This is a genomic window from Pseudodesulfovibrio sp. 7M6, from assembly GCF_050058625.1.
Taxonomy (GTDB): domain Bacteria; phylum Desulfobacterota; class Desulfovibrionia; order Desulfovibrionales; family Desulfovibrionaceae; genus Pseudodesulfovibrio; species Pseudodesulfovibrio salinus.
The window spans coordinates 1,778,135-1,803,005 of sequence record NZ_CP188816.1 but is presented as its reverse complement, the minus strand read 5'-3'; the positions used below and the strand labels follow the sequence as shown (position 1 = coordinate 1,803,005).

Genomic DNA, 24,871 nt, shown 5'->3' with positions numbered 1-24,871 from the left:
GCTAGGTGAATGTCATGAGCGACCTCAGAAAGCCTGAACGAGCAACCCAGAACAGGGTAATTGCCTTATTCCGTGACGAACTGGACTACCGCTATCTTGGCGACTGGTCTGAACGGAACAATAGCAACATCGAGCACGGCCTTCTGACCGACTGGCTGGAGAAATCCGGATATTCATCCGAGCAGATTTCCAGAGCCATCTACCTCTTGCAAACTGAAGCGGATCACCATGGTCGAGGCCTGTATGGCAACAACCTGGCTGTGTACGAAATGCTTCGCTACGGCGTTCCTGTCAAAATCGAAGCAGGCAAAGTCACGGAGACCGTCCACCTCATCAACTGGAAACAGCCGGACAAGAACGATTTTGCCATTGCCGAAGAGGTAACACTCAAAGGCACCCATGAACGGAGGCCTGATCTTGTCCTATACGTCAACGGCATTGCCGTGGGCGTCATTGAACTCAAAAACAGTCGGGTTTCCATTGGAGACGGCATCCGTCAGCTCATCTCCAACCAGCAGCCTGAGTTCAATGAGTGGTTTTTCTCCACGGCCCAGATACTCATGGCTGGTAACGACTCCGAGGGGCTGCGCTACGGCACGATCGGAACGGCTGAAAAATACTACCTACAATGGAAAGAGGATGAGCAGGACAATAAAGGGTACAAGCTAGACAAGTACCTCTGCAAAATGTGTCGCAAGGACCGGCTCATTGAGCTGATGTATGACTTTGTCGTCTTTGACGGCGGCGGCAAGAAGCTCCCGCGTGTGCATCAATATTTCGGCATCAAGGCTGCACAGGCACATGTCAAACGCTACGAAGGCGGTATCATCTGGCATACGCAAGGAAGCGGGAAGTCCATCGTCATGGTGTTGCTGGCAAAGTGGATTTTGGAAAACAATCCCAACGCTCGTGTGGCTGTCGTCACTGACCGCGATGAGCTGGATAAACAAATCCAACGAGTCTTCACCGATACAGGAGAAGAAATTCAACGCTCCAGAAGTGGACGTGAGTTGATGAGCCAATTGAGTCTGGCCAAGCCACGACTGCTCTGTTCGCTCGTCCACAAGTTCGGACGGAAAGACGTCAAGGACCACGAGGCCTACATCAAGGAACTGGAAGCACAGCCTCGCAAGACGGTCGGCGAACTCTTCATTTTCGTGGACGAATGCCACCGAACCCAGAGCGGTAAACTGCACCAAATCATGAAGGCCATGTTGCCTAACGCGGTTTTCATAGGCTTTACCGGCACGCCGCTGCTCAAGAAAGACAAGAAGAGCAGCCTGGAAGTATTTGGCGACTACATCCACACCTACAAATTCGGTGAGGCCGTAGAAGACAAGGTCGTGCTCGATCTGATTTACGAGGCCAGAGACATCGACCAACGGCTAAGCTCGGAAGAAGGAGTTGATGCCTGGTTTGATGCTTCGACCAAAGGGCTGAATCCGTGGCAGAAAGATGAGCTGAAAAAGTACTGGGCGACCATGCAGAACGTACTCAGTTCACGGTCTCGCATGAACCGAATTGTCACGGATATCGTCACCGACTTCAAAATCAAGTCTTACCTGTCCGGTGAGCATCGAAACGCCATGCTCGTGGCATCAAGCATGTACGAAGCAGCAAAGTACTATACGCTGTTTCAAGACACACCGCTTAAAGGAAAGGTCGCTATCATCACCTCATACAACCCGTATGCTGGAGATGTATCCAAGGAAGACGTCGGCGCGAATACTGAGACCGATAAGGAATTTCTCTACAAGACCTACACGGCAATGCTGGAAGACGTGACGCCTAGAGGCGATATGTCCAAGACAGAGACATATGAGGAAGAAGCCAAGCGGCTGTTCATCAAGGAACCGGCCAACATGAAGCTTCTCATTGTCGTCAACAAGCTGCTGACCGGCTTTGATGCACCTCCCTGCACCTGCCTTTTCATTGATAAACAGATGCAGGACCACGGACTTTTCCAGGCTATCTGCCGGACGAATCGTCTGGACGGAGACGACAAGCCTTTCGGCCATATTGTCGACTACAAAGACCTCTTCAAGAAGGTCGAAAATGCTATCGAGGTATACACGTCTGAATTGGCCCACGAGCCGGGAGAAGCCGATCCTCAGATCATGCTGCGAGACAGGCTTGAGACTGGCCGCGAGCGTCTTGAAAATGCACTCGAAGCCATTGCCTTGCTCTGTGAGCCTATTGAACCTCCTAAGCGAGAGCTGGAGTGCATCCATTATTTCTGTGGAAACACTGAGGTTGCGACCGACTTGGATGAACGTGAGCCTCAACGAGTAGCTCTCTACAAAGCCTCGGCTTCACTGGTACGGGCTTATTCCAATCTCGCTAATGAGATGGGGGCTGCTGGCTATTCTGAAACGGAAGCCAATAGCCTCAAGCACCAAGTTGATGACTACGTGGCACTCAGGGACACGATCAAAAAGGCTAGCGGTGAAACTCTTGACCTCAAGCCTTTTGAAGCTGATATGCGCCAGCTCATTGATACCTATATCGAGGCGGACGGGCCGCGTAAGATCTCTCCATTCGACGAGATGCCATTGTTGGAACTCATAGTGAATGCCGGAATCGCTAAAGCCATCGGGACCAAGCTAGGTGACTTGAAGGGTGACAAAAACGCTGTGGCCGAGACTATCGAGAATAACGTCCGTAGAAAAATCATCAAAGAGTATCTGAACAACCCAGCGTTCTACGACACTATGTCCGAACTGCTGGACGAAATCATTGCCGTACGAAAAGCGAAAGCCATCGAATACGAGGAGTATCTCAAAAAGATAGCAGAGCTGGCGAGTCAAGTTCAGACAGGGGTAACGGAGGATACTCCTGCGTCACTCGATACACAGGCGAAGCGGGCTCTTTACGATAACTTGGGCCAAGATGAAGAGTTGGCCTTGAAAATTGACTCGGTTATCCATGAAGTTCGTCCTGATGCTTGGCGTGGAGTCCAGGCCAAAGAGCGTGTCATCAAGGCTGGCCTCTTTGGCGTCCTTCATGATGTTGATGAAGTGGAGCGGGTATTCCAGATCGTCATTGAGCAGAAGGAATACTAATGGTCTCGCGAATTGATTTGGGCGAGATCCCGATAGATGTCGTCCGTAAAGACATCAAGAACATTCATCTGAGCGTCAACCCGCCAGACGGCAAGGTGCGAATCTCTGCGCCTTCACGTATAGGTCTCGACACCCTTCGTGTCTTTGCCATATCCAAGCTTGCCTGGATCAAGAAAGAGCAGCGTAAAATGCGCGAGCAGGAACGCGAGACACCAAGGGAGTATATCGAGCGGGAAAGCCACTACTTGTGGGGTAAGCGCTATCTTATGGACGTTGTCGAGGCAGAGCAATCTCCGTCTGTCGAGATCAAACACAAGAAGCTGGTCTTGTCAGTGCGACCAGGAGCCCCAGAGAAGAAGCGGCGGGAAGTGATTGATGAGTGGTATCGAGCCAGCCTTCGTGAAAAAGCCATACCTATGATCAGCAAGTGGGAGTCTCGCTTAGGGGTTAAGGTTAATCGCCTATTCGTCCAGCGCATGAAAACGAGGTGGGGTAGCTGCAATCCAGAGCGAGGCTACGTTAGAATTAATACTCACGTTGCTAAGAAACCAGCCAAATGCTTGGAGTACCTTATCGTCCACGAGATGCTCCACATGATTGAACCGACGCATAACGCAAACTTCATTGCTCTATTGGAAAAACACATGCCTCAGTGGGAACAGTTGAGGCGACTCTTGAACCGTTTGCCAGTGAGCCATGAAGAGTGGCGGTATTAAATGTCAGAGTTCGTTTTCGTAGACGCTTTTAATTTCTTCGGGTTGAATTCCTAAGTAAGTCAAGGTTTGTTTTTGCGAGGAGTGGTTAAAGCACTCCATTAAAATCGGAATATCAACCTTGTGTGTGACTCGTTGGTGGTAGCCCCAAGTTTTTCTCAGGCTGTGACTGCCATAATTCCCCTTCAGGTTGATCGTCTGACACCATTGTTTCACTAGCCTGTTTACGGACGGGACTGTCAACGCTTGACCATGCTTGCGCTGGCTTTGGAAGAGCGTGGCGGCATCGTCTGAATCGATTTTATTTAGATATCCATGCAGGGCGGTTATCACCGTTTTGTTGAGTGTGATTCGCCGTTCCTTCCCAGTCTTCTTCTCATTTAGAACTAGCTCATCACCAGGCTCTAGATCCCTGACCATACCTATTTTAATCCGCAAAAGATCTGAAGCACGGAGATTCGTATTGATCCCCAGCGTGAAAAGGGCCAAGTCACGAGGCTTGCTTGCAAGGATGGCTTTGATGGCCTTCACATCTCGCAGCTTACGAATAGGATCGACAGTGATTCGAGACCCCGGCTTGGGATGATTTGAGTTCATTCCTTTCTGCATAATGACCGCCTCGTACATTTAGTTAACTTATATTAACTAATAATCAAAAGTTAACGAGTGTCAAGTGCGATTTTGAGCGTAACGGAGGTTTTATCGTCCTAACTGTCTAAATTTATAAGAAAAATAGGTGTGGCGCACTCGTTAACTTTTACATAAAAGATAGCGAGTCTTTTGTGTTGTGTATTGCCGTTATCGCTGGAAGAAGATTAGTATATATGGATTGCTTTATTGATATCTGATCGTTATTTTTGCATTCTGTTTTTTTATACAGAACAAAAAACGAGCGGTGCATATAAGGTGGGTTCTTATGGATTTAAGCAATGCTGCGGCTGTGGGTGGTTTAAGCGATTTAGGTGTTAAAGTGGGGCGGCTGTGTCTTTGTCAGGTAAAAAAATATTTAAATTTGAAAAAAATAAATAAAAAAGATGAGACGTATTGTAGACTGAAGGAGTATTTCAAGAGCCAACTGCAATCTCTTGCAAAGAATAATACTTATGGAAAAATATTAGCTATTGGATTGTCTCAACACGTCAAGGATCAGTCTGCTTTTTTTGATGAGTTGGCCCAAAATGAAAGGGTAGAAAAAGTTTTAGATATTTGCATAGGCTATCTTACATGCAAAAGTTGGGAGGAGTGCGAATATAAATACAATGAGGAGCTTAACTTTCTGCAAAGAAAGTGTGAATATGAAAGGGGAATCTCCTTGCATATTTTCCCTGTAGCGATAAGGGAGCTTATTCCTTTACTGAGTTACATGTTAGGAGATGAATTGTCCACTGGCGAGATCATTCTGTTGCATAGCATAGAGTCTGTTAGGAATGATTTGCGTGATATGTTTTTAATGTTACATAAAAGGATTGATAGCTTATTTGAAATAAAACAAGATTCATTGGAGAAATTTGAGACCGCTTCAGCAAAAAGTTTTGCTTTTATTAGTGCATTAGAATTCTTTAAGGATGAAGCTATTGAAGAACTTCTGAGGGAGGCTGTTGGAGTAAAAGAGGGTAATTATCTAAGTCAACTTGATGATTATTATGCTGATAAAGAAGTAATGTCGATTGTGAAGAGCATATTTAGAGCGTTAAGGGATTTGCAGGATAAGAAGGAAAGCCTCTTTTATGAAATGAATGATGATCTAAGAGAACAGGTGGATTCTCTTGTCTGGATAACCCTTGCTCTAAAATCGGATTTTATAAAAGAAGCTGATAATTTTCATGGTGGCGAAGATCACATTTCGTTCAACTGTAGTTATGCAAATACTACATTAGTTGAAATCGATGCGATACTCTCTCCCCTTCTTGGGAAAAGTTTTATCAGAAAAAATATCCCGAAATACTATTATAAAATGTCGTCATTAGAAGCCGGTTTTACAAATAATTCTGAAAATGAAATTAATATTATACGTATACTAAATAGTTTGCATCGCACAAGTTTGGAATACGAACAAGAACAGGACGCGATTGAGACATTGGCAAGAAGCTATAATGAAGCCTACAGGAATGCGCGTGACGACAACAACCCGCATTATTATTGCGTTGTTTTTGAGGATGAAATAGACGCTGGGGTTATTGCAAATATTCATAAGAATTTGCCAAGCCTTGTTGTTGTTGTCAAATCAGATTCAAAAGACGCTTTAAATCTCGCTTCTGATGCCACTCGCTCAACAATTCAAATTCAGGCTAATATTTCAATGTGAGGCCAAAATGATACAGGAATTTAACTATTGCTGGGATGAATCTCATTGGTTTGCCATTCAAGCTGCTCGTATAGCCAAAAGACCTTTGTTGGTTCGTGGCGAGCCGGGTGTTGGGAAGAGCTCACTTGCAGTGGCTGCAGCCCAAAGGCTAGAGCGTAATTATATTTCAGAAACGGTCACCGCACGGACGGAGCCAAATGATCTGTTGTGGCAGTTTGATGGGATCCAGCGTCTTAGAGATGCACAGGTGGCAGGTCGAATTGATAAGGAGTGTTTGGATAAACGGGCCTACGTCGCGCCGGGTGTCCTTTGGTGGGCATACCAACCTGAGAAGGCTAAAGAGCAGTATGGTATTTGTCGAGGAAGCTGTTGCCCCAGCCTTGACGTCTTAGAGACAATTAATAACACGTCTTCTTTGCATGCTTCTACAGACCATGAAGTATGTTGCCAGTCGAATACAGGGTGGGTCGTATTGATTGATGAGATTGATAAGGCCGATTCTGACGTTCCAAACTCCTTACTGGAAGCGTTGGGGGAAAATCAATTTCCGGTACCTTATTTTGAAGAGTGGGTAACACTTCAGCCTGGGATTGAACATCCTCTAATCATTATTACGACAAACGAGGATCGGCAACTTCCACAGGCTTTTTTAAGGCGTTGTTTTGTGCTTAATATGGAAGTTCCCAAGGATAGGGGGGAGGCTGTTGATTGGTTTATAGAGCGTGCAAAAGTTTATGACTTTTTTGGCTTACCTGAAGTTGTTGTTAATACAATTGCGGAAATCATCTATGAAGATCGCCAAGTTTATACAGGTCAGCACCGTCCGGGGTTGAGTGAATTTTTAGATTTTGCGCGGGTTCTCGCTGGTCAATCTGAGAGTATAGATTGGGATATGAATACGCTGCGTTCCTCGTTTGACTTCATTTTACGCAAAAATGCGCGGCAACAGTATGTGTAAGCGGCTTTTTGATAGTAAGCGTGGTCCAGTTGGCCGCGGTGATTTAGATCTGCTGCTGAGAAAGTTCCCCACCGTTCCTTCCGAAGTTGTCGGGCAATTGTTGGGATATGATTACTGTCCTCGGCAATCAGAGAAGACAAAGGGGGGGCTAAAGGGTGAAGTAAGTATTGAAGGTGGGCACAAAACTTCATCCCAGCATCAAAAAAAATTGCATGCTCCCCTCTTTTGGGGCGTTGTTAGCCGTCAGTCCCTAACTCGTGATACTGATACTGTCCGTCAAAGCCAACAAATTGATTTAGGGCGCGGTGAATTGCCTGATTTGAAACCTATTCACTCTAAACCACTCCCTTTTGTACCCATCCGGCCATGGACAGAACTTTGGCCTTGTTTAAAAAGCGTGCTCCAAGGGAGTATCTTATCCAAAAGTCCAGACGAAAAAAGAATTGCTCAGCAACTTGCAAGGGATGGGTTCATTTCAGAAATCCAAAAGAAAAAGAGAAAGGCTTGGGCTAATTATTCCCAGATTATTATTGATGTCCCTCTTCGTTTATTCTGTTTTTGGAAAGATTTTAACTATATTGTTAACAATCTTTCGGAACTCATTCCTGCATCTGGCTTGGTTAAACATTATATCAAGCACAGCCCATTGTATGATGCTTTCGATATAAATACTTTACGATATTATCCCCATACGATGATTCCTGATGATGGGCCTATTCTGATTCTTTCCGACCTTGGTGTTTATGGCTCTCCACAGGATCGTGACCAGTGGTGTCAGTTTGGGAGACAACTTCAGAGATCGGGCCATCATCCTGTCGTGTTGACTCCCGTCCCAAAGCGCTTGTGGGATGAACGTCATGCGGATTTATTTGGCATGATTTGTTGGGATGGAAGAGTAGGATTTTCAAATTTTTTAGGCGGTGATGGGGAGGAGAGTGCTTGCTTACCACTTCCGGTGGAGACTCTTTTAACTCTTTGTTCTTCAGCTCTGCGAGTCGAGCCGTATTTGTTGCGGGCAATACGCCGTTTAATCCCAGGGGCGGATATTGGTGTGGAAGGCGAGGCATGGAATCATAAGGATGTTGATAGTACGTATCTTTCCTTTTCGTTCAAAAAGGGCAAGGCGAAAAAGTATCAAAATAAGTTTAAGTTTGAGTATGAGAAGGCAAAGATCGAGAACGCAGGTGGACTAAGGCTTTTTGAATCCGCTATACAAACAATAAACCAGCATCATTGCGGACATTCTTCCGAGCTTCAACTAGAAGAACAGTTTACGCAATTTGCACTTCGATACTCCTCAAAAGATGGCGACAATCAAATACCTGAGCATCTAGCTCATTATCTTGGCTGGTTGGATGCAGGGGCCAAGACAAACAAGGCCTCTTCGGAAGCCGTTGAGGCCTGGATTCGGCGTATGGGATACCGCCAAGAATGTCTGGTTATGGAAAAGGTGCCGGGCATAAGTAGTATGCGAAAAGCTGTAGCTACTGCATTTAAAGATGCACCAGATGATACCTTGTTGCCCGATTTTATTTCGGAAGACGACATTAAACAGGCACAAGGCAAAGAGCCAGTCAATATCCAAAAGTGGACAGCCATACAGAGAGGAGATGAGCTTGTTTTTGATAAGGCAGATAACCTTGTTGGAACAGATGTCCCTGGGGCTTCGTTGTTCCCGATCGCAGCGCAGGAACGAATTTCTCTCCAACGAGGGGATGATCTAACCTTTTCGAGCAGCCTGACACCTGGTTTTTCCTTCACGCTTAAGGAGGGGGGGCGATTGCAATGCAAAACGTCGCAGGAATTGGTAACCCTTGCACCCATCACCAAACCTGAATGGGCCGAGGCCATATGGCGCGATGGCTTGGGGCTGCACGCAACTTTGCTCTATGGAAAGTATTGCAAAACCCAATCCGAAATCCAATGGGTTCTCCCGCAGTCCTCTGGATTGGCGCAACTTCTACCTAGCAGTATCCATTTTAAAGATGATACCATTGAGTTGGGGTTTTGGATTAATCAAACACAGGCGAAAAGGCTTCACGACGAAGGCGTGCCTGATATCTCTTGGGCAGCGTCGCATGGAACCGATCAATATGGTTTATGGGCAGCTTTCCAAATACGTGGCATTACGCAACGTATGCGTTGGATTCATCCAGGCACGTTTTTAATGGGATCTCCTCGTTCTGAGCTTGAAAGAAGTGATAATGAGCTACAACATGAAGTGACGTTGTCAAAAGGTTTTTGGCTTGCTGACACAACCTGTACGCAGGAGTTGTGGGAGGCTGTAACAGGGGGGGATCCTAGCTTCCTTAAGGGTGAGTTACAGCGTCCAGTTGATTCGGTCTCATGGGATGATTGCCAGGATTTTCTCCAAAAAGTGAACAGTCAATATCCCTCTCTGGGATTAGCCTTACCGACAGAGGCTCAGTGGGAATACGCTTGTCGTGCGGGTACTGAAACGCCATTTTCATTCGGCGAAAATATTACCACTGATCTGGTAAATTTTGATGGTAGGAATCCTTACAAGAATGGGGAGAAAGGGGAAGAGCGAAATCAGACTGTCCCCGTAAAGGGGTTGCCATGTAACCAATGGGGACTCTATCAGATGCATGGCAATGTGTGGGAGTGGTGTGCTGACTGGTATGGTTCGTATCCTGAGACCTCGCTCTTTGATCCTATTGGCCCTGAGGATGGAGGGCTCCGTGTGCTGCGCGGTGGCAGCTGGATCGGCGACGGCGGGCACGTCCGTTCCGCCTCCCGGTTCTGGGACGTGCCTGGCGGCCGCAACAGGAGCATCGGGTTTCGTTTTTCGAGAGGTCAATAGAAAAGCCGGAGGCGTCAAGGTAAGGGGAGCCCCCACCGGGCTGCGTCGCGGAGTAGCAGCCAAGGATGGGGGCGGTGGGCGAGAGATTGACTAACAGTACTGAAGTGGAAATATGAAATTTGCCTTTTTCACCGTCCCTGTATCGGATGAGGTTGCAGCCAAAGCGTTGAATTCGTTTTGTTCGAATCATCGTATTGTTACGGTTGATAAGCATTTTGTTGCTGAATCTGGATTCGGGTACTGGACGTTTTGCATAACCTATTTGGGGACAGAGACAGCAAGCATGGGCGGAAAGCGGAAAGTCGATTATAAAGAGGTATTGTCGGAGCAGGACTTTACTGTTTTTGCCGAATTACGGGGTCTACGGAAAGAGGTCGCGGAAAGAGCAGGTGTGCCCGCATATGCCGTTTTCACCAATGAACAACTTGCTTCTTTTGTGCGCGATAAAGCTATGACGAAAGAGGCTATGGAGCGTGTGCCTGGAGTAGGAAGCTCTAAAATTAGAAACTATGCAGAAGTGTTTCTACCAGTATTGATCAAGTTCTTTGGAAAAGAAGCAGATTGATGAAAAGAACTCGGGTTGAAATCGAAGATATTGTTGATTTTAGCAATCTAGCAGTTGCTGTGTACTTGGCGTCAAAGTGCAAGAAAAATCGGCACTTTGTCAGGGACTTTTTGGAAGATTTCCATGGAAGTGTGAATCGGTTCAGGATGGGTGTTTTGAACTTGAAGGCACCATATGGGAAGTACCACTCATTCGTTATTCGTGACCCCAAACGCAGACTTATTCATGTCGCATGTTTTGAAGACAGAATCATACACCATGCATTGATACGCCATATTGGTCCTGTTCTAGATAGAGTGCTGGTCCAGACAACATATGCCTGCCGCCTCAAGAAGGGGAATGTCGCAGCAATAGAACGAGTGCAACACGGTTTACAACGTTTTTCGTGGTTTGTTAAACTGGATATTCATCATTTTTTTTGCGTCTATTGATCACTCAGTTTTATTTTCTCTGTTGGCAGGGAAGTTGAAAGGAACATGTATGGGGTTGATTGCACGTATCATCTCTTCTTTTTCTTTTGCGCATGAAAGAGGGTTGCCTATAGGTTCGCTTACCTCTCAGCATTTTGCCAATTTTTATTTGAATCCTTTCGATCGTTTTATAACCGAAGAGTTGAAATCAGGTTGCCACGCCCGATATATGGATGACGTTGTATGGTGGTGCCGTTCAAAAAGGGAAGCCCGTCGATCGTTACAATTGGCTAGGGATTTTTTACGGATCAACCTTGGGCTTTTGTGTAACGAGCGGATGGTCCAGGTCGGACGCTCTTGTCGTGGTATAACCTTTTGCGGATTTCGTGTTTTTCCTGGCTCGGTCCGCCTGACGCGTCGAAAAATGCGTCGTTATGGTCAGTTGCGACGTGCAAACGAAGCTTCGTATAAACGTGGTGAAATCGGAAGTTTAGAATTGCAATTCGCATATGAGCCGTTGTCCGCAACAGTTCGACAAGCGGATAGTCTTGGATGGCGACAGCAGGAACACATACGACATGGAGTGACTGAAGCATAATTTTGGGGTGGGGAACCAAATAAGTGAGAACCGTGTGCTGCGCGGTGGCAGTTGGATCAACAACGGCAGGAACGTCCGTTCCGCCTACCGGAACAGGAACAAGCCTGGCAACCGCAACAGGAACATCGGCTTTCGTTTTCGAGTTCATTACATGGCCGGATAGCCAATATTGACCAGTTCCTCATCCTGCCCATCCCATGGGTGGCAAACAGTAAATGGCCACCGGTATGTTAGTAGGTATGACCGAAAGCTTGCCGGTGAGCCGAATCCTAATCAAACAACACAGATTGAACATGGCACATAAATTTATAGACAATGGACTTCCCCCCTCTCCCTTTCCACCCAAATGGGCTACTGCCTGGGGACAGGATCAATACGGTTTATGGGCAGCCTTCCAGATCAGTGGGATTACGCAGGTTATGCGTTGGATTCGGCCAGGCACGTTTTTAATGGGGTCTCCTCGTTTTGAGCCTGGAAGGTATGATGACGAGCGACAACATGAAGTGACATTGTCGAAAGGTTTTTGGCTTGCTGACACAACTTGTACGCAGGAGTTGTGGGAGGCTGTAACAGGGGGGAATCCTAGCTCCTTTACGGGTGATTTACAGCGTCCAGTTGATTCGGTCTCATGGGATGATTGCCAGGATTTTCTCCAAAAAGTGAACAGTCAATATCCCTCTTTGGTTTTAGCCTTACCGACAGAAGCTCAGTGGGAATACGCATGCCGTGCAGGTACGGAAACGCCGTTTTCATTCGGAGAAAACATTACCACTGATCTGGTAAATTTTGATGGAACTAATCCTTACAAGAATGGGGAGAAAGGGGAAGAGCGAAATCAGGCTGTCCCCGTAAAGGATTTGCCCTGTAACCAATGGGGACTTTATCAGATGCATGGCAATGTGTGGGAGTGGTGTGCTGACCAGTACGATGCATATCCTGAGACTTCATTAATTGATCCTATTGGCCCTAAGAATAGTTGGTCCCGTGTGGTGCTGCGCGGTGGCAGTTGGATCGACGTCGGCGGGTCCGTCCGTTCCGCTTCCCGGAGCCGTGACACTTCTGGCAATCGCTTTAATGTCATTGGCTTTCGCTTTTCGAGAGGTCAATAAAAAAGCCGGAGGCGTCAAGGTAAGGGGAGCCCCCACCGGGCTGCGTCGCGGAGCAGCAGCCAAGGATGGGGGCGGCGGAGTACTGCAGTGTGTTCGTCAAAGGCTTGTCCTTTGGAAATTTTCGGATTCTGGCTTAGGAGCGGACATTCGAAATCTCTGTATTGGCAAACTCTGTTGACAAACCTGATGATTCCGATAACCAAGTCCATTTGTAAATGTCCTTCTTGAGAGCGTGCTTAAAGCCTATTCTTGATCTAAATTGTACCAATAACGCTTGCCTCTGCTATTCATTGATTTTTAAACATATATTATTTCATTGAAGACCAGTATTTTTTAGCTATTAAACAAGAGCAAGAAGCCCCCATTCCATTACGGAATGGGGGCTTCTTGTCATTTTAGAGGAGTAAATCATGAGTGAAATCTTGAATGAACTTCAAACAATGCAGCCAATGGAACATGATGCAGGTATGGTCTTTAGCGGTAAGAAATCCAACCGGAAAGTCCGGGGATTCAAAGCCCCGTCTTCATTTACACCGGATGTGAATGCTGAATACCTCTTCCTCGACTCCAGCCGTGATGCAGTGGTCTGGTTCATGGATTCGTCCGATCCCTTGTACGTTTTTGGACCTACAGGCAGCGGCAAGACGAGCTTGATCAAACAACTGGCAGCCAAACTCAATTATCCCGTCTTTGACATTACCGGGCATGACCGCTTGGAGTTCCCTGATATGGTCGGGCATCTGACAGTGGAAGACTCGAATATGTCGTTCCAGTACGGACCACTTGCGCTCGCCATGAGATTTGGCGGGCTGTTCCTGTTGAATGAAATCGATCTACTCGAGCCGGCGACTGCGGCTGGTCTGAACGGTATTCTTGACGGAGATCCACTTTGTATTCCGGAAAACGGCGGGGAGATCATCAAACCGCATCCGATGTTCCGGTTCGCAGCCACTGCCAATACCAATGGTGGGGCTGACGAGACCGGGGTGTATCAGGGAATGCTCAGGCAAAATCTTGCGTTTATGGATCGATTCTGGCTCTGCGAGATCGGTTATCCAAGTTCCAAGGTCGAGCGAAAACTACTGCATCGCAAAGCCGGAAAACTTCCCAAGGATGTGCGGACCAAGATGGTGGAATATGCCAACGAGGTCCGCAAACTTTTTATGGGCGAAGCAGACGGCAACTTCCGCGACACCATTGAAGTGACGTTTTCGACCCGGACCTTGATTCGTTGGGCGGACCTGACTGTCCGATTTCAGCCGCTTGCCCGGCAGGGCATTCAACCCATTACTTATGCACTTGACCGCGCTCTGGGTTTTCGCGCCACGCCGGAGACCCGGACCGTGTTGCACGAATTGGCTCAGCGCGTCTTCCCACAACAAAAGGAGAATGACTCATGATGGATACCGACATTACCGTACTCGACCATTTGATGGTCCTGAATCTGGACGTGAACATATGGACTGCTCGCAAGAAGTTGACCCCTGCAGACTTATACGGCGCAGAGTTACCGCCTGAGGAGTTGGCGTCTCTTGGCAGTAAGAAAATTTGCGACCCCAAGGAACTGCGCATCTTCGGTACGCTCAAGGCCCGCGCCGTGAATCTCCTGGACAGGACCGGCGTCCGTTTTCTCGGCGGCTGGGGGATTCCGGAAGACAAGGCCGATGAGATCGTGCCCGAACTGACAGCAATTAAGGAGGACTTTCTGAATGCGAAAGAGCAGTTCCTCAATCGCTATGACCAAGCAGTGAAGGACTGGATTGACCAGCATCCAGGCTGGGAAAGGCTTATCGGTTCCTCTTCAGTCAGTGCTGACTATGTCCGTAATCGGCTGGCCTTTCGCTGGCAGTTTTTCAAGTTGCTCCCGCCCACGGACAACGTGGTGGGGCATGGCCTGCAGAACGAAGTTAGCGAACTCGGAGGCACGCTGTTTGGTGAAGTCGCCAAGACTGCTGCCGACACTTGGCAACGCTGCTTCGAGGGTAAGGACAAGGTCACGCACAAAGCGCTTTCACCATTGCGTTCCATTTACGCCAAGCTGTCCGGTTTGAGCTTCGTGGAGCCCCGCGTGGTGCCGGTGGTGGACCTGTTGGATACCGCGTTCAATCGCATGCCGAAACGTGGACACATCCAGGGAAGCGAACTGCTTATACTTCAGGGCGTGGTCTCGCTGCTCCGTGATCCGATGACACTTGTTGCCCATGGTCAGAAGATTCTGGACGGTCAGGATGCAGCCGACATCCTGTCTGACCTGGTTGCTGATACGATTCCGGGGGGGCCGAAAGAAATACCTTCGGCCACGGCGGGCTTTGTCTCTGAACCGAAGCGCGAGCATCAGATCGACAGTCAAGGCTTATGGTAGGTGCTCATGAAGAATCAACTCATCATGAAATCCCTGCCTATGGTGGCCTCAGTCCTCGGGCGTAAGTACGGTGTGAAAGTTGTTATCGGCGGAAGGGAAGCATACACGGATGGTAGCACTATTCATCTCCCTGCGCTGCCACTGGATTGCAGCGAAACGTTGATAGGTCTGGCCCGTGGATACATCGACCACGAGGCTGCACATATCAGGGAAACGAGATTCGATTGGCTGAGACTGGCAAACCTGACGCCGTTGGAAATGCACGTCTGGAACACTTTCGAAGACTGGCGCATTGAGCACCGGCTTGCCCGGCTGTTCCCCGGTTGCAGATCGAACTTCAACTGGATGATTCAGCATCTCTTCGGGAATACATCGAAAATCTCAACCAATCCGGCCATGGCCATTTTGAACTGGCTGTTGCTGTCGGTTCGAGCGTGGGAAGTGCCGTCTTTGAACGGGCAACGAGACGATGTCGGCAACTTCGTTGAATCCCATTACCCCGGCCTGATCGGGCGGTTGAACCATATCCTACAGAAGGTGCACGCCTATTGCAATTCCACACAGGATTGCATCCTCTATGCGCGAGAAGTTGTTTTACTTCTCAAGGAGAAAACGACGCTACAGATCCGTGAAAATGGGAAATCGAAAATGGGTAAACCGGTTAAAAAGGGAGTATCTGGTGAACTCCCTTCGGACGCTTTAAACAGGTTGATTCGAGCCGATGGCATCGATCTGCCCGATGACCTTGGTGAAGCCCTGGCGGCAAGCCTGCGCAAGGAATCACCCAAGGAACTGGATGAATCCCTTCGCGTGGCGCAAATCGGCACTAAGACCGTGAAGCCGCTCGATCCGGAAGATGTGACCGCAACCAAGCGGGCATCGATCGCCCTGCGGACACAGCTTCAGGGACTGCTGCAATCGTCCGTACTGACGCGGAGTAAGGTTGGCCGTCATGGCAGACTGGATGCCCGGCAATTGCACAGGGTCTCGGTGGCGGATGCTCGCGTCTTCAAGCGGGCCGGTCGCAAGGTCGGCATCAATACCGCCGTGCACATCCTGCTTGATTGCTCAGGCTCCATGAGGCGGCGGATAAAACTGACCACACAGGTGTGTCATGCCGTGACCACGGCCCTGGATGCCATTGACGGCATCAACGTGGCTGTGACGGCCTTCCCGGCTGGAACGCCGACTGACGGTGGTAATGAGAACGATCAAAGCCCGACAGTCTGTCCGATTCTGAGGCATGGCGAGCGCATGCATCCGAACTTCGGCGTGAACGCTACCGGCTGCACCCCGCTCGGCGAGGCGCTCTGGTGGACATTGCAGCAAATACAGCCACTAACCGAATCCAGGAAGATCGTCCTCATCCTGACGGACGGAGATCCGGATTCCTTTAACCTGGCACACGATGCCATTGAAGGGGGAAGACGCTTCGGTGTCGAGATCTACGGCTTGGGCATCACTTCCGAGGCCATTACCAAACTGCTTCCCAATCACAGTCGTGCCATCAATGAACTGTCTGAATTGGCTTCAGCTATGTTTGGCATGCTTCGCAGTGCGCTGATCAAATAACCACAAATAATCCCGAGGGAAATATGAGTGAAGAGACTCCCAAATGCCCGAACTGCGACAGTTCGGAGTACGTCGTATTGATCAACACAAACCAAAAGATCGGTACCGCAGTAGGCGGCGTGGCCGGTGGCGCTGCCGGATACTGGGGTGCGTCCTCAGGTGCCGTAGCGGGTGCAACCATCGGTTCGGTTGTTCCGGTCGTAGGCACGGGCATCGGCATCCTCGCCGGCGGCTTGGCCGGAGCGCTCGCAGGCTTCTTCGCCGGGTCAGCCGTGGGCAACCAGGTCGGCGAGCACATCGACCGGCATGTCATTGGCGAATACCGCTGCAATCATTGCGGTACAGAATTCGAAATATAAACCAAGGAGAAAATCATGCGCGATTTTTGGACCTTTATGGGCGGCGTAGCTGTTGGCATCCTGGCCGTGACCGGCGTTTTCGCCATGGAAGAGGATGAAAAGCCGCGTTTCGTCGAACACGACGAAGACGAGACCGATGAACTGGAAGATGAAAGAGAAAAGGAAGTGGATGATGACGGCAGGTTGATCGTCCAGATCTCGTAAACGATAAGGGTCGCTGGCTAAATGCTAGCGACTCTTATCCCAATTCGCATCCGGTATTTGTTTTTAGCTGTGTTTGTGGAGACAAATTGGAGTGAAGGCGGTGTGTGCCAATTCGTGTGCCAAATTTATTAAAACAGGGTGAAAAAGGGCATAAAATAGGTGGATTCATCTTTGTCGTGGAAGAGCAAAAAAGAAGAATGCCAGGCCCTATAAAGCGTTGGGATGCCTGGCATTCTTTGGAATTTCGGTGGTGGGCGATGCGGGATTTGAACCTGCGACTTCCACCGTGTGAAGATGGCACTCTGACCAGCTGAGTTAATCGCCCACTTGTTCGTTTCTCCAGACTTCCGTCCGAAGGGAGTCTGATATATCCGCAACCATGCCGGTTGGCAAGCCTTTTTTTATTCCTTTTTTATGCATTCGGCGGCAACGCAGGTTGCGCCCTCCGGGATATCCCGGTCATAGCAGGTCAGACCGCAGCGCAGGCAACGGGCGGTTTCGTTTTGTACTCCCTCCAGGCTCAGTGAACCTTCGATCTCGCCAAAGGAGCACTTGCGCTCGTCGCATTCTATGAGGAACGGCAGCTTGGCCTTGGCCCGGTAGCCCACGTCCGGCACGTCGGTGAACATGGTGTAGGGGATCAGTTCGCGCTGAATGTTGGAAGCATAATGCGGAGCGCCGTCCGTCAGATACTGGTGGATGGAGCGCGCGGCCTTGCGGCCTTCCCCCAGCGCGGTGATAACCAGGGACGGGCCTGTGTGCATATCGCCGCCTGTGAAGACGTGGGGCAGGGCGGTCTGCAAGGTGTCCGGGTGCGCGTCGAGGGTCCGCCATTTGGTCTCCTCCAGTGAACATTGGCCGGATTCGTCATAGAGGCAGGAGAGTTCCGGTTTTTGCCCAATGGCGGTGTAGACGGTGTCTGCCTCGATCAGGGTTTCGGAGCCTTCGATGGGTACCGGGCGACGGCGTCCCGATGCGTCGGGTTCGCCCAGCTCCATTTTGATGTATTCCACATGGGTGACATGTCCGTCCTCATTGGTGATGATACGCGACGGCGCGGCCAGGAATAGATAATTGACTCCTTCCTCCTCGGCTCCCTCTATTTCCTCTTCGTTGGCGGGCATTTCATCACGGGTTCGGCGATACATGAGGGTCACGTTCGAGCCGAGCCGCACGCTGGTGCGCGAGGTGTCGATGGCCGTGTTGCCGCCGCCGATGACCACGACCTTCTGGCCGATTTCCGTATCCATGCCGAGGCCGACCTTGGTCAGGAATTCCGTACCGGTGGAAACGCCCTCCGCTTCTTCCCCCTCTATCCGCAGGGTGAGGTTCATCCAGGCACCGATGCCGAGGAATACGGCTTCGTACCCATCCTCGGCCAGGCTCTCCAGGCTGAAGTCGCGGCCGAAGAATTTTTCGTATTGCACGTTGATGCCGAGATTAAGGATGCCTTCTATCTCCCAATCCAGAATCGCTTTTGGCAGCCGGTATTCCGGAATGCCGTAGCGCAACTGGCCGCCGAGTTTGGGCATGGACTCGAATATGGTGGGCGCATAGCCCAGGCGGCGCAGGGAATAGGCGCAGGAAATGCCCGCCGGGCCACCACCGACGACAGCCACCTTGCGGCCATTGTCCGGTGCGCAGGGAATGGGCAGGTGCTCGCCGCTGTTCAATTCCCAGTCCGCCGCGAAACGTTTGATCATGTTGATGCCGACCGGTTCGTCCACATGGCCCCGGCGGCAGGCCGTTTCGCAGGGGTGCGGGCAGACGCGGCCGATGGAGAGCGGCATGGGGATGCGCTCCCGAATGGTCTCCAACGCACCTGCGTAGTCGCCGCATTTGACCTGCTCAATGTAGCGCGGGATGTTGATCTGCCCGGGGCAGCGCTGGCGGCAGGGGGCAAGGCAATCGTTGATTTCGTTCAGGTGGGTAATGCGCGCGGTCATGCCCTGGATGGAGATGACGCCGCGCGGACAAACCTGGGCACAGGCGCCACAGGCGGTGCACAGCGCCGGGTCCACCACGGGAGTCCGTTCCGGTCCCATGTTGATGGCCCCGAACTGGCAGGAGGTGACGCAGGTGCCGAACCCCAGGCATCCTTCGGGACACATCTTGCTGCCGTCGTAAAGCAGGCTTTGTGCCCGGCAGTCACGAACGCCCCGGTAGTGGTAAAGGTCCTCGGCGCGCAGGCCGCCGGTGCAGTCCACAAAGGCGATCTGTTTTTCCATGGCCGAAAATTCCAGCCCCATGATGGCGGCGACATTGGCGGCCACGGACTCCCCGCCGATAACGCAGACATTGGCTCCGGCCTTGCCCGCCACCACGCCCTGCGCCGCACCGGAGCACCCTGCAAAGCCACAGCCGCCGCAGTTGGCTCCTGCCAGTACGCTTTCCACCTGCGCGATGCGCGGGTCTTCATAAACGTAGAGCAGCTTGGAGGCCACGGCCAGGATGATCGCAGCCGTGAAGCCTATGCCGAAGAGGACGAGTACAGATGTTCCTATCATCGACAGTCTCCTAGGAGGCCATGCCCTTGAAGGCGAAGAAGGTCAGGGACATGAGTCCGGCCATGATTAGAGCCAGCGGCGTTCCCTTGAGGCTGATGGGAACCCGCGCCAGATCCAATCTTTCCCGAATACCGGCGAGCACCACCAAGGCGAGCAGGAAGCCGGCACCCGAAGCCAGGGAGAATATGACGGTCTCCAGGAAGCCGTACTCCTTGCGCTGGCAGATGATGGCGATACCGAGCACCGCGCAGTTGGTAGTGATGAGCGGCAGGAATATGCCGAGGGATTTGTACAGCGGAGGAATGGCCTTCTTCAGGAACATCTCCACGAACTGCACGAGCGCCGCGATGACCAGAATAAAGGCTATGGTCTGGAGATAGCCAAGATCATACGGGGCAAGCAGGAATTTTTGTACACACCATGTGATGGCTGCGGCCATGGTGGCCACAAACACGACGGCCAAGCCCATGCCGATGGCCACGCCCGAATTTTTTGACGTGCCTATGAAGGGGCAGTTGCCCAAGTACTGGGCCAGGACAATGTTGTTGACGAAGATGGCGGCGATGACAAGGACGAAGTAATCCATCATATACCTGCCTTCTTGTTTTTAATGATCCCTTCCCGGGCCAGACGATCTTTTACGCGTTGATTTATCTGGTCCGTTATCAAGGGCACTTCTTTCTGTAGGATTGGTTGCAGTTCGGTTATGATGTATTTTTCCCCGACATCGATCATCTTTTTGTAGGCCGTGGATTTATACATTCGGGTCAGGTCGAGCACTTCGGTCCTGGTCATATATTGGGAGTAGTATTCCATCTGTCTGACCAGAAGGGTTTTCATCCAAGCCCGAAGGCCCGACTCGAACTCTTCTTTGATGACGGGATAGGCTTCTTTGGGAAGGTCGGGCTGTTCCTTTTTTACCTGTTGCTCCAGGTTGACGATGAGCTGGTTTACCAGTTGGTCCAGCACCTCTACCGAGCCGGAGACCTTGAGCATAGCCATCATTTCTTTGGGAGACGGCTTTTCGGCTGGCTTGCTTTGCTGGGCGTAGGCCTGACCTGCCGTGAGTAGGGCGAGGATGATTGGCAGACAGAGCAGTATTTTTTTCATGATAGCCTCTTACTCCTTGCAGGCACACATGCCGCAGCTTTTGCAATCGTGCCCTGGGCCCTGGACGGGTTCCAGTCCCTTTGAGCGTCGTTGCCAGTTGGTCAGGGCATTCATGCCCGCCAGGATCAGACCGAGGCAGACGAATGCGCCTGGAGCCTCGACCATGAAGGTAAAGGGTTTGTACCAGGTGCCCATGACATGCATTCCGAACCATGTGCCGTAGCCGAACAGTTCCCGCAGGGACCCGAGGAAGGTCAGTGCCAGCGTGTAGCCCAGTCCCATGCCCAGGCCATCGGCCACTGAGAGAAGAACCGGATTCTTTGAAGCAAAGGCTTCAGCACGGCCGAGGATGATGCAGTTGACCACGATAAGCGGTACGAAGATGCCGAGCTGCTGGTACAGGGGATATGCATACGCCTGCATGAGCAGCTCCACGCAGACCACAAGGGATGCCGCGACCACGATAAAGCAGGCTATGCGGACCTTGGCCGGAATGACCTTGCGCAGCAGGGATACGAGCAGGTTTGAGAGCGCCAGCACGAAGATGACGGCCACGCCCATTCCAAATCCATTGTACGCTGTCTTGGTTACGGCCAGAGTGGGGCAGAGCCCCAGCACCAGCTTGAACGGAGGCAGGTCTTCCCACAGTCCCTTGGAGAATTCTTTCCAGAGTGTGCTCATGGTGTTTTCCTAGGAGTTCCAGGCTGTCTGGAGCTTGTCCTTGATCTGTTGAAATATCTTGATGGCGTCGTTGATGGCGGTAACGGTTCCGGTTGAGGAAATGGTGGCCCCGGATACGGCCGCAATGTCTCCGCCGGATTTCGTCAGGGCCACGCCTTTTGTGGTGTGACTGCGAAACTGATCGCGAAATTCCGGTTCCGTGATGCGCTGGCCCAGTCCCGGTGTCTCCTTGAGGGTGGTTATGCCGATCCCCTTGAGGGATTTGCCGTCGGTGGAGAAGCCGACCATGATGCCGATGGGACCGCCGTATCCCTTGCCGAAAGTTTCAAAGGCGACACCATTGAGCTTGCCGTCCTTCATGGCCGGAAAGACCGTGACCTTGCCCGAGGGAAGATCGAACGCTTTGCGGTCCTTGACTGGGTTGTTGTCGCAGTCCGGGAAAATCTGTTTCAGGGCCGGGCCTTGCACATAGGTCATGACCTGTTCCTCAATGCGAGGCCGCGTGGCTTGACGGACGGTGGCCAGTGTCAGTCCCGACAAGCCGCAGATGAGCGAAAGGACAACGACCATCTTGATCATTTCTCGCATGGTCTAGTCCTCCTCCCGGATCAAAACGCACGGGCCGCCAAAGGGGCGGGGCCGGATGCGGTCCAGCAAAGGGGTAAACAAGTTGGCCAGCAGAATGGCGAAAGGAACTCCGTCCGGATAAATGCCGTACACGCGGATGATGATGACCATGGCTCCGGCCATGAGTCCGAACAGAAGCGTGGGGATGCGCCCAACCGGAGTGGACGCCGGGTCCGTTGCCAGGAAGAAGGCTCCGAATACGGTTCCTCCGGCGAGGAGATGGAACAAGGGGGAAGCATAGGTCGACGGGTCGAGGATCTGGTATATCCAGGCCATGCCAGCCACTCCGCACAAAAAGGCTACGGGAATTTCCCAGCGGATATGACGGCGTAGAAGCAGGTAGCCCCCTCCGATCAGCAGCGCCCCTACCTGAATTGCACCCAGGCCTCCCAGTTGACTTCCGGTAAGCAGGGTTGTCGGGTCAATTGAGCTGACTGCGTCCAGTCCGAAATACTTGAGTTGTTGCAAGGGGGCAGGCAGGTCCAGGTTGAGCATGGTTGCGTTGGTATCCATGAAGGCGGGCCAGGATATGCGGCACAAGGCCCAGCCGACCAGAGGAGAGACCAGCGGATTGGCCCCCAGGCCACCGTAGATCATCTTGCCCAGCAGGATGGAGGCAATGGCTCCGACCGTGACGAGCCACCATGGGGCCGAGGCGGGCAGCAGGAAGGAGAAGAGCAGCCCCGTATGCAGGGCGCTCAAGTCATCAATGGATTGCTCCCGCCTGAATATTCGGTTCAAGGCGGCTTCGGCCAGCACGGCCACGGTACAGGACAGTGCCATGACGCGGATGGCCCCCATACCGAAAACGACGATTGCCATGATTGCTGCAGGCAGCAGGGCCAGCAGGGTTTCCCTCATGTATCCCTTGATGGTCCTGCCGCAGTGAACGTGGGGCGGCATGCAGACGGTAAGCAACGGTTCCAGAGGTTTCATCGTGCTTCCTCGGCGGCGGTTGCGGTTTTATCATCACTCTCGGCGGCAAGTAGAGCGAGTTCATATTTGGCCAAACGAATGTAGTGGAGCAGAGGGCGTTGCGCCGTGCACCAATAGCCGCAGATGCCGCATTCGATGCAGGAGTGGATGTGGAATTGTTCTGCGCGCTTGAACTGTTTGAACTCCGCACACCGGCTGATCATGCCCGGCATGATTCGTGCGGGACAGTGACGCTCGCACTCTCCACATCCCAGACAGGCATTGTCCGTGGGCTCCGATCCTTCTCCCGGGCGGATAAGATACAGCCCGGTCGTCTTCTTGCCTATGCCCTGTGCCAGATCGCGAGCTGAAAGACCGCACATCAGGCCACCCAGGACGATGCGGTCTCCAGGCTGGACAGAGCCTCCGGCCTCGGCAACAAGGAAACTTGCCGGAGTACCAACTCGAACAAGGCTGTTTTGCGAGCCGATGGTCATCACCGTCTCGGTAACGGGACGTCCCGTTTCCATCACCCGGCCAATGAGGAAAAGTTCTCTGACGGTAATGAGCGCTGTATCGTTGGCAAAGGTGCCGGGGAGCGCTTCCTGCCCCGTGACCGCCTTGATGACCATCTGGGGCATTCCGTTCGGATGTACCGGAGCGACATGCTGTACCGTACAATTGGCGAAGGCGCTGGTCTGATTGCCTGTTGCGGCCACCAGGAACAGCTTGGTCGGTTCCACAATCCGTTTTACCGCTTCCAGGCCTATCTCAACTGTTTTTCGATAGTCGCGTAGCAAGGGCTCGCAGATGGATATGCCCGGTTCTGGAGGGACGGCGTTGACGATGAGCGTCGTGGCGCGGTCCAGGGCCCTGACGTCGGCTCCAAGACCACGGAGCCACTGCCGCAATCTGTTACCGCCGTCCGGGGCGGGTTCGCCGGAGGGTGCCCGGTCATCTCCTTCCACACGAATGTTGATCGCATAGGGGGTGATTCCCGTAATGGTACCGGCAAGAGGGGAGTGGACGTCTCCATCGTTTTCCCTGTCCGCCCTGGCAACCAGCGTATCCGCCAGGACCTGATCGCCAACATTCAAAACAGGTGTGTGATACGGCACGGGAATATTCAAGTAGTCCGGCCGGTTCCCTTTTTCCAGAGGGCCGGTCTCGCCCGTGAGCAGGCTGAAACTGAAGCTTGTCATGTGCGCAGTGTCCCCTATTTCATGTGGCATTTGCCGCAGGCCGCGTCGCCGAAGGGACCGCTATCCTGCTTTTGGTGGCAGCTCATGCATTGGCCGTGGAAGGCCGCCGTTGTGGTCGGAATGAGTTGATCGACAGGGCCGCTGTGGCAATCGGAACATGCCTGAGGTTCCGACGGCCGGGACCCGTCTCTGTCATGGCAGTGCTTACAGCCCCGCGCGCCAGCCTCATACCAATCCTGATGACAGTCGGCACAGCGGGTGTGTGCGGCTTTCATGAGGGAAGGTTGGTTGGCTTTAGGCTTATCCTTATGACAGTTGGCGCAGTTCTGCGGTTCGGATTCTATTGTCTTGTCGTGATGGCAGGCCTGGCAGTCGTCCGCTGCATAGTCGTCGGCATGGGCTGTGTGGGAAAATTTCGTAATGTTGGCCCCAGGGTGATGGCAGGCGGCACAGAGTTTGTCATCCATTGAGCTCTGGTGCTCATCGATAAAGGCTTGGTCGAATTTTTTAACGTGGCAGGTCTTGCAGGACGGAGGTGACTGGTCTTCGCCTGTGGTGTGATGGCAGGTGCCGCACTCTTTGCCCTGTGCTTCCATATGTTGCCTGTGCTGGAAAATGACTTTCCCCCCCTTGTTGTCCAAAAGGATCCGGACCGGGGGACGCTCCGCAGGGACAGGGATATTATAGCCGGTTACGGCCACGATGGAGAGGATGCCGACGATGACGGCAATGGGAAGCAGGCGTTTTTGCACTGGGTCAACCTCAGATTTTGGCTTATTCGGTTACTA

23 protein-coding genes and 1 tRNA gene are annotated in these 24,871 nt (G+C 51.6%); 14 read left to right on the top strand and 10 right to left on the bottom strand.

The window, feature by feature from the left end:
• The first annotated feature begins 14 nt into the window (after positions 1-14).
• Together ACI0FG_RS08595 and ACI0FG_RS08590 are read left to right on the top strand one after the other, a co-directional pair.
• Entirely contained in the window at positions 15-3,062 is a 3,048-nt protein-coding gene (locus ACI0FG_RS08595) for a type I restriction endonuclease subunit R (protein ID WP_419788125.1), read from the top strand.
• Positions 3,062-3,778: a M48 family metallopeptidase gene (locus tag ACI0FG_RS08590; RefSeq protein WP_419788124.1), complete on the top strand. Its 717-nt coding sequence runs from the start codon at positions 3,062-3,064 to the stop codon at positions 3,776-3,778. The genes ACI0FG_RS08595 and ACI0FG_RS08590 overlap by 1 nt, the downstream gene beginning before the upstream one ends.
• Positions 3,779-3,781: 3 nt before the next feature.
• Here ACI0FG_RS08590 and ACI0FG_RS08585 read toward each other — a convergent pair whose 3' ends face one another.
• Positions 3,782-4,384, bottom strand: a complete 603-nt coding sequence (locus tag ACI0FG_RS08585) for a tyrosine-type recombinase/integrase (RefSeq protein WP_419788123.1) — start codon at positions 4,382-4,384, stop codon at positions 3,782-3,784.
• Between the two features lie 307 nt (positions 4,385-4,691).
• On the opposite strand from ACI0FG_RS08585, the gene ACI0FG_RS08580 reads away from it, so the two are divergent.
• The 12 genes from ACI0FG_RS08580 to ACI0FG_RS08525 all read left to right on the top strand — a co-directional run bounded on the left by ACI0FG_RS08580 (position 4,692) and on the right by ACI0FG_RS08525 (position 17,041).
• Complete coding sequence (locus ACI0FG_RS08580; protein ID WP_419788122.1) at positions 4,692-6,080, top strand: hypothetical protein; 1,389 nt, start codon at positions 4,692-4,694, stop codon at positions 6,078-6,080.
• Positions 6,081-6,087: 7 nt separating this feature from the next.
• Positions 6,088-7,038, top strand: coding sequence for an AAA family ATPase (locus ACI0FG_RS08575; RefSeq protein ID WP_419788121.1), 951 nt, complete (start codon positions 6,088-6,090; stop codon positions 7,036-7,038).
• The gene (locus tag ACI0FG_RS08570; RefSeq protein ID WP_419788120.1) at positions 7,031-9,862 is read left to right on the top strand and encodes a formylglycine-generating enzyme family protein; all 2,832 of its coding nucleotides are present in this window, start codon (positions 7,031-7,033) and stop codon (positions 9,860-9,862) included. Before ACI0FG_RS08575 ends, ACI0FG_RS08570 begins: the two co-directional genes overlap by 8 nt.
• 112 nt (positions 9,863-9,974) lie before the next feature.
• On the top strand, positions 9,975-10,427 hold the full coding sequence (locus ACI0FG_RS08565; protein ID WP_419788119.1) for an HRDC domain-containing protein: 453 nt from the start codon (positions 9,975-9,977) through the stop codon (positions 10,425-10,427).
• Between the two features lie 390 nt (positions 10,428-10,817).
• Positions 10,818-11,435 carry an RNA-directed DNA polymerase gene (locus ACI0FG_RS08560; protein ID WP_419788118.1) on the top strand — a complete coding sequence of 206 codons (618 nt, stop codon included), beginning with the start codon at positions 10,818-10,820 and terminating at the stop codon, positions 11,433-11,435.
• 7 nt (positions 11,436-11,442) lie between these two features.
• Complete coding sequence (locus ACI0FG_RS08555) at positions 11,443-11,598, top strand: SUMF1/EgtB/PvdO family nonheme iron enzyme (RefSeq protein ID WP_419788117.1); 156 nt, start codon at positions 11,443-11,445, stop codon at positions 11,596-11,598.
• A gap of 52 nt (positions 11,599-11,650) precedes the next feature.
• A complete protein-coding gene (locus ACI0FG_RS08550; RefSeq protein ID WP_419788116.1) occupies positions 11,651-12,544 on the top strand; it encodes a formylglycine-generating enzyme family protein in 894 nt (297 codons plus the stop codon).
• A gap of 410 nt (positions 12,545-12,954) precedes the next feature.
• Entirely contained in the window at positions 12,955-13,944 is a 990-nt protein-coding gene (locus ACI0FG_RS08545) for an AAA family ATPase (protein WP_419788115.1), read from the top strand.
• Entirely contained in the window at positions 13,941-14,906 is a 966-nt protein-coding gene (locus tag ACI0FG_RS08540; protein ID WP_419788114.1) for a DUF3150 domain-containing protein, read from the top strand. The genes ACI0FG_RS08545 and ACI0FG_RS08540 overlap by 4 nt, the downstream gene beginning before the upstream one ends.
• Before the next feature lie 6 nt (positions 14,907-14,912).
• Entirely contained in the window at positions 14,913-16,478 is a 1,566-nt protein-coding gene (locus ACI0FG_RS08535; protein WP_419788113.1) for a hypothetical protein, read from the top strand.
• Between the two features lie 23 nt (positions 16,479-16,501).
• On the top strand, positions 16,502-16,837 hold the full coding sequence (locus ACI0FG_RS08530; RefSeq protein ID WP_419788112.1) for a hypothetical protein: 336 nt from the start codon (positions 16,502-16,504) through the stop codon (positions 16,835-16,837).
• Positions 16,838-16,852: 15 nt separating this feature from the next.
• On the top strand, positions 16,853-17,041 hold the full coding sequence (locus tag ACI0FG_RS08525; RefSeq protein WP_419788111.1) for a hypothetical protein: 189 nt from the start codon (positions 16,853-16,855) through the stop codon (positions 17,039-17,041).
• Positions 17,042-17,289: 248 nt separating this feature from the next.
• Here the strand turns inward: ACI0FG_RS08525 and ACI0FG_RS08520 are convergent.
• The 9 genes from ACI0FG_RS08520 to ACI0FG_RS08480 all read right to left on the bottom strand — a co-directional run bounded on the left by ACI0FG_RS08520 (position 17,290) and on the right by ACI0FG_RS08480 (position 24,835).
• Positions 17,290-17,366: transfer RNA gene (locus ACI0FG_RS08520), tRNA-Val, on the bottom strand.
• A 76-nt stretch (positions 17,367-17,442) separates the two neighbouring features.
• Entirely contained in the window at positions 17,443-19,548 is a 2,106-nt protein-coding gene (locus ACI0FG_RS08515; RefSeq protein WP_419788110.1) for an FAD-dependent oxidoreductase, read from the bottom strand.
• A 10-nt stretch (positions 19,549-19,558) separates the two neighbouring features.
• Positions 19,559-20,137 carry an electron transport complex protein RnfA gene (locus tag ACI0FG_RS08510; RefSeq protein ID WP_419788109.1) on the bottom strand — a complete coding sequence of 193 codons (579 nt, stop codon included), beginning with the start codon at positions 20,135-20,137 and terminating at the stop codon, positions 19,559-19,561.
• Positions 20,134-20,658, bottom strand: a complete 525-nt coding sequence (locus ACI0FG_RS08505; protein WP_419788108.1) for a DUF2059 domain-containing protein — start codon at positions 20,656-20,658, stop codon at positions 20,134-20,136. Before ACI0FG_RS08505 ends, ACI0FG_RS08510 begins: the two co-directional genes overlap by 4 nt.
• A 9-nt stretch (positions 20,659-20,667) precedes the next feature.
• Entirely contained in the window at positions 20,668-21,339 is a 672-nt protein-coding gene (gene rsxE / locus ACI0FG_RS08500; RefSeq protein WP_419788107.1) for an electron transport complex subunit RsxE, read from the bottom strand.
• A gap of 9 nt (positions 21,340-21,348) precedes the next feature.
• Positions 21,349-21,927 carry an RnfABCDGE type electron transport complex subunit G gene (rnfG, locus tag ACI0FG_RS08495; RefSeq protein WP_419788106.1) on the bottom strand — a complete coding sequence of 193 codons (579 nt, stop codon included), beginning with the start codon at positions 21,925-21,927 and terminating at the stop codon, positions 21,349-21,351.
• 3 nt (positions 21,928-21,930) lie between these two features.
• Positions 21,931-22,902: an RnfABCDGE type electron transport complex subunit D gene (locus ACI0FG_RS08490; protein WP_419788105.1), complete on the bottom strand. Its 972-nt coding sequence runs from the start codon at positions 22,900-22,902 to the stop codon at positions 21,931-21,933.
• Complete coding sequence (locus ACI0FG_RS08485; protein ID WP_419788104.1) at positions 22,899-24,083, bottom strand: electron transporter RnfC; 1,185 nt, start codon at positions 24,081-24,083, stop codon at positions 22,899-22,901. Before ACI0FG_RS08485 ends, ACI0FG_RS08490 begins: the two co-directional genes overlap by 4 nt.
• Positions 24,084-24,097: 14 nt before the next feature.
• The gene (locus ACI0FG_RS08480) at positions 24,098-24,835 is read right to left on the bottom strand and encodes a cytochrome c3 family protein (RefSeq protein ID WP_419788103.1); all 738 of its coding nucleotides are present in this window, start codon (positions 24,833-24,835) and stop codon (positions 24,098-24,100) included.
• Positions 24,836-24,871: the final 36 nt, after the last annotated feature.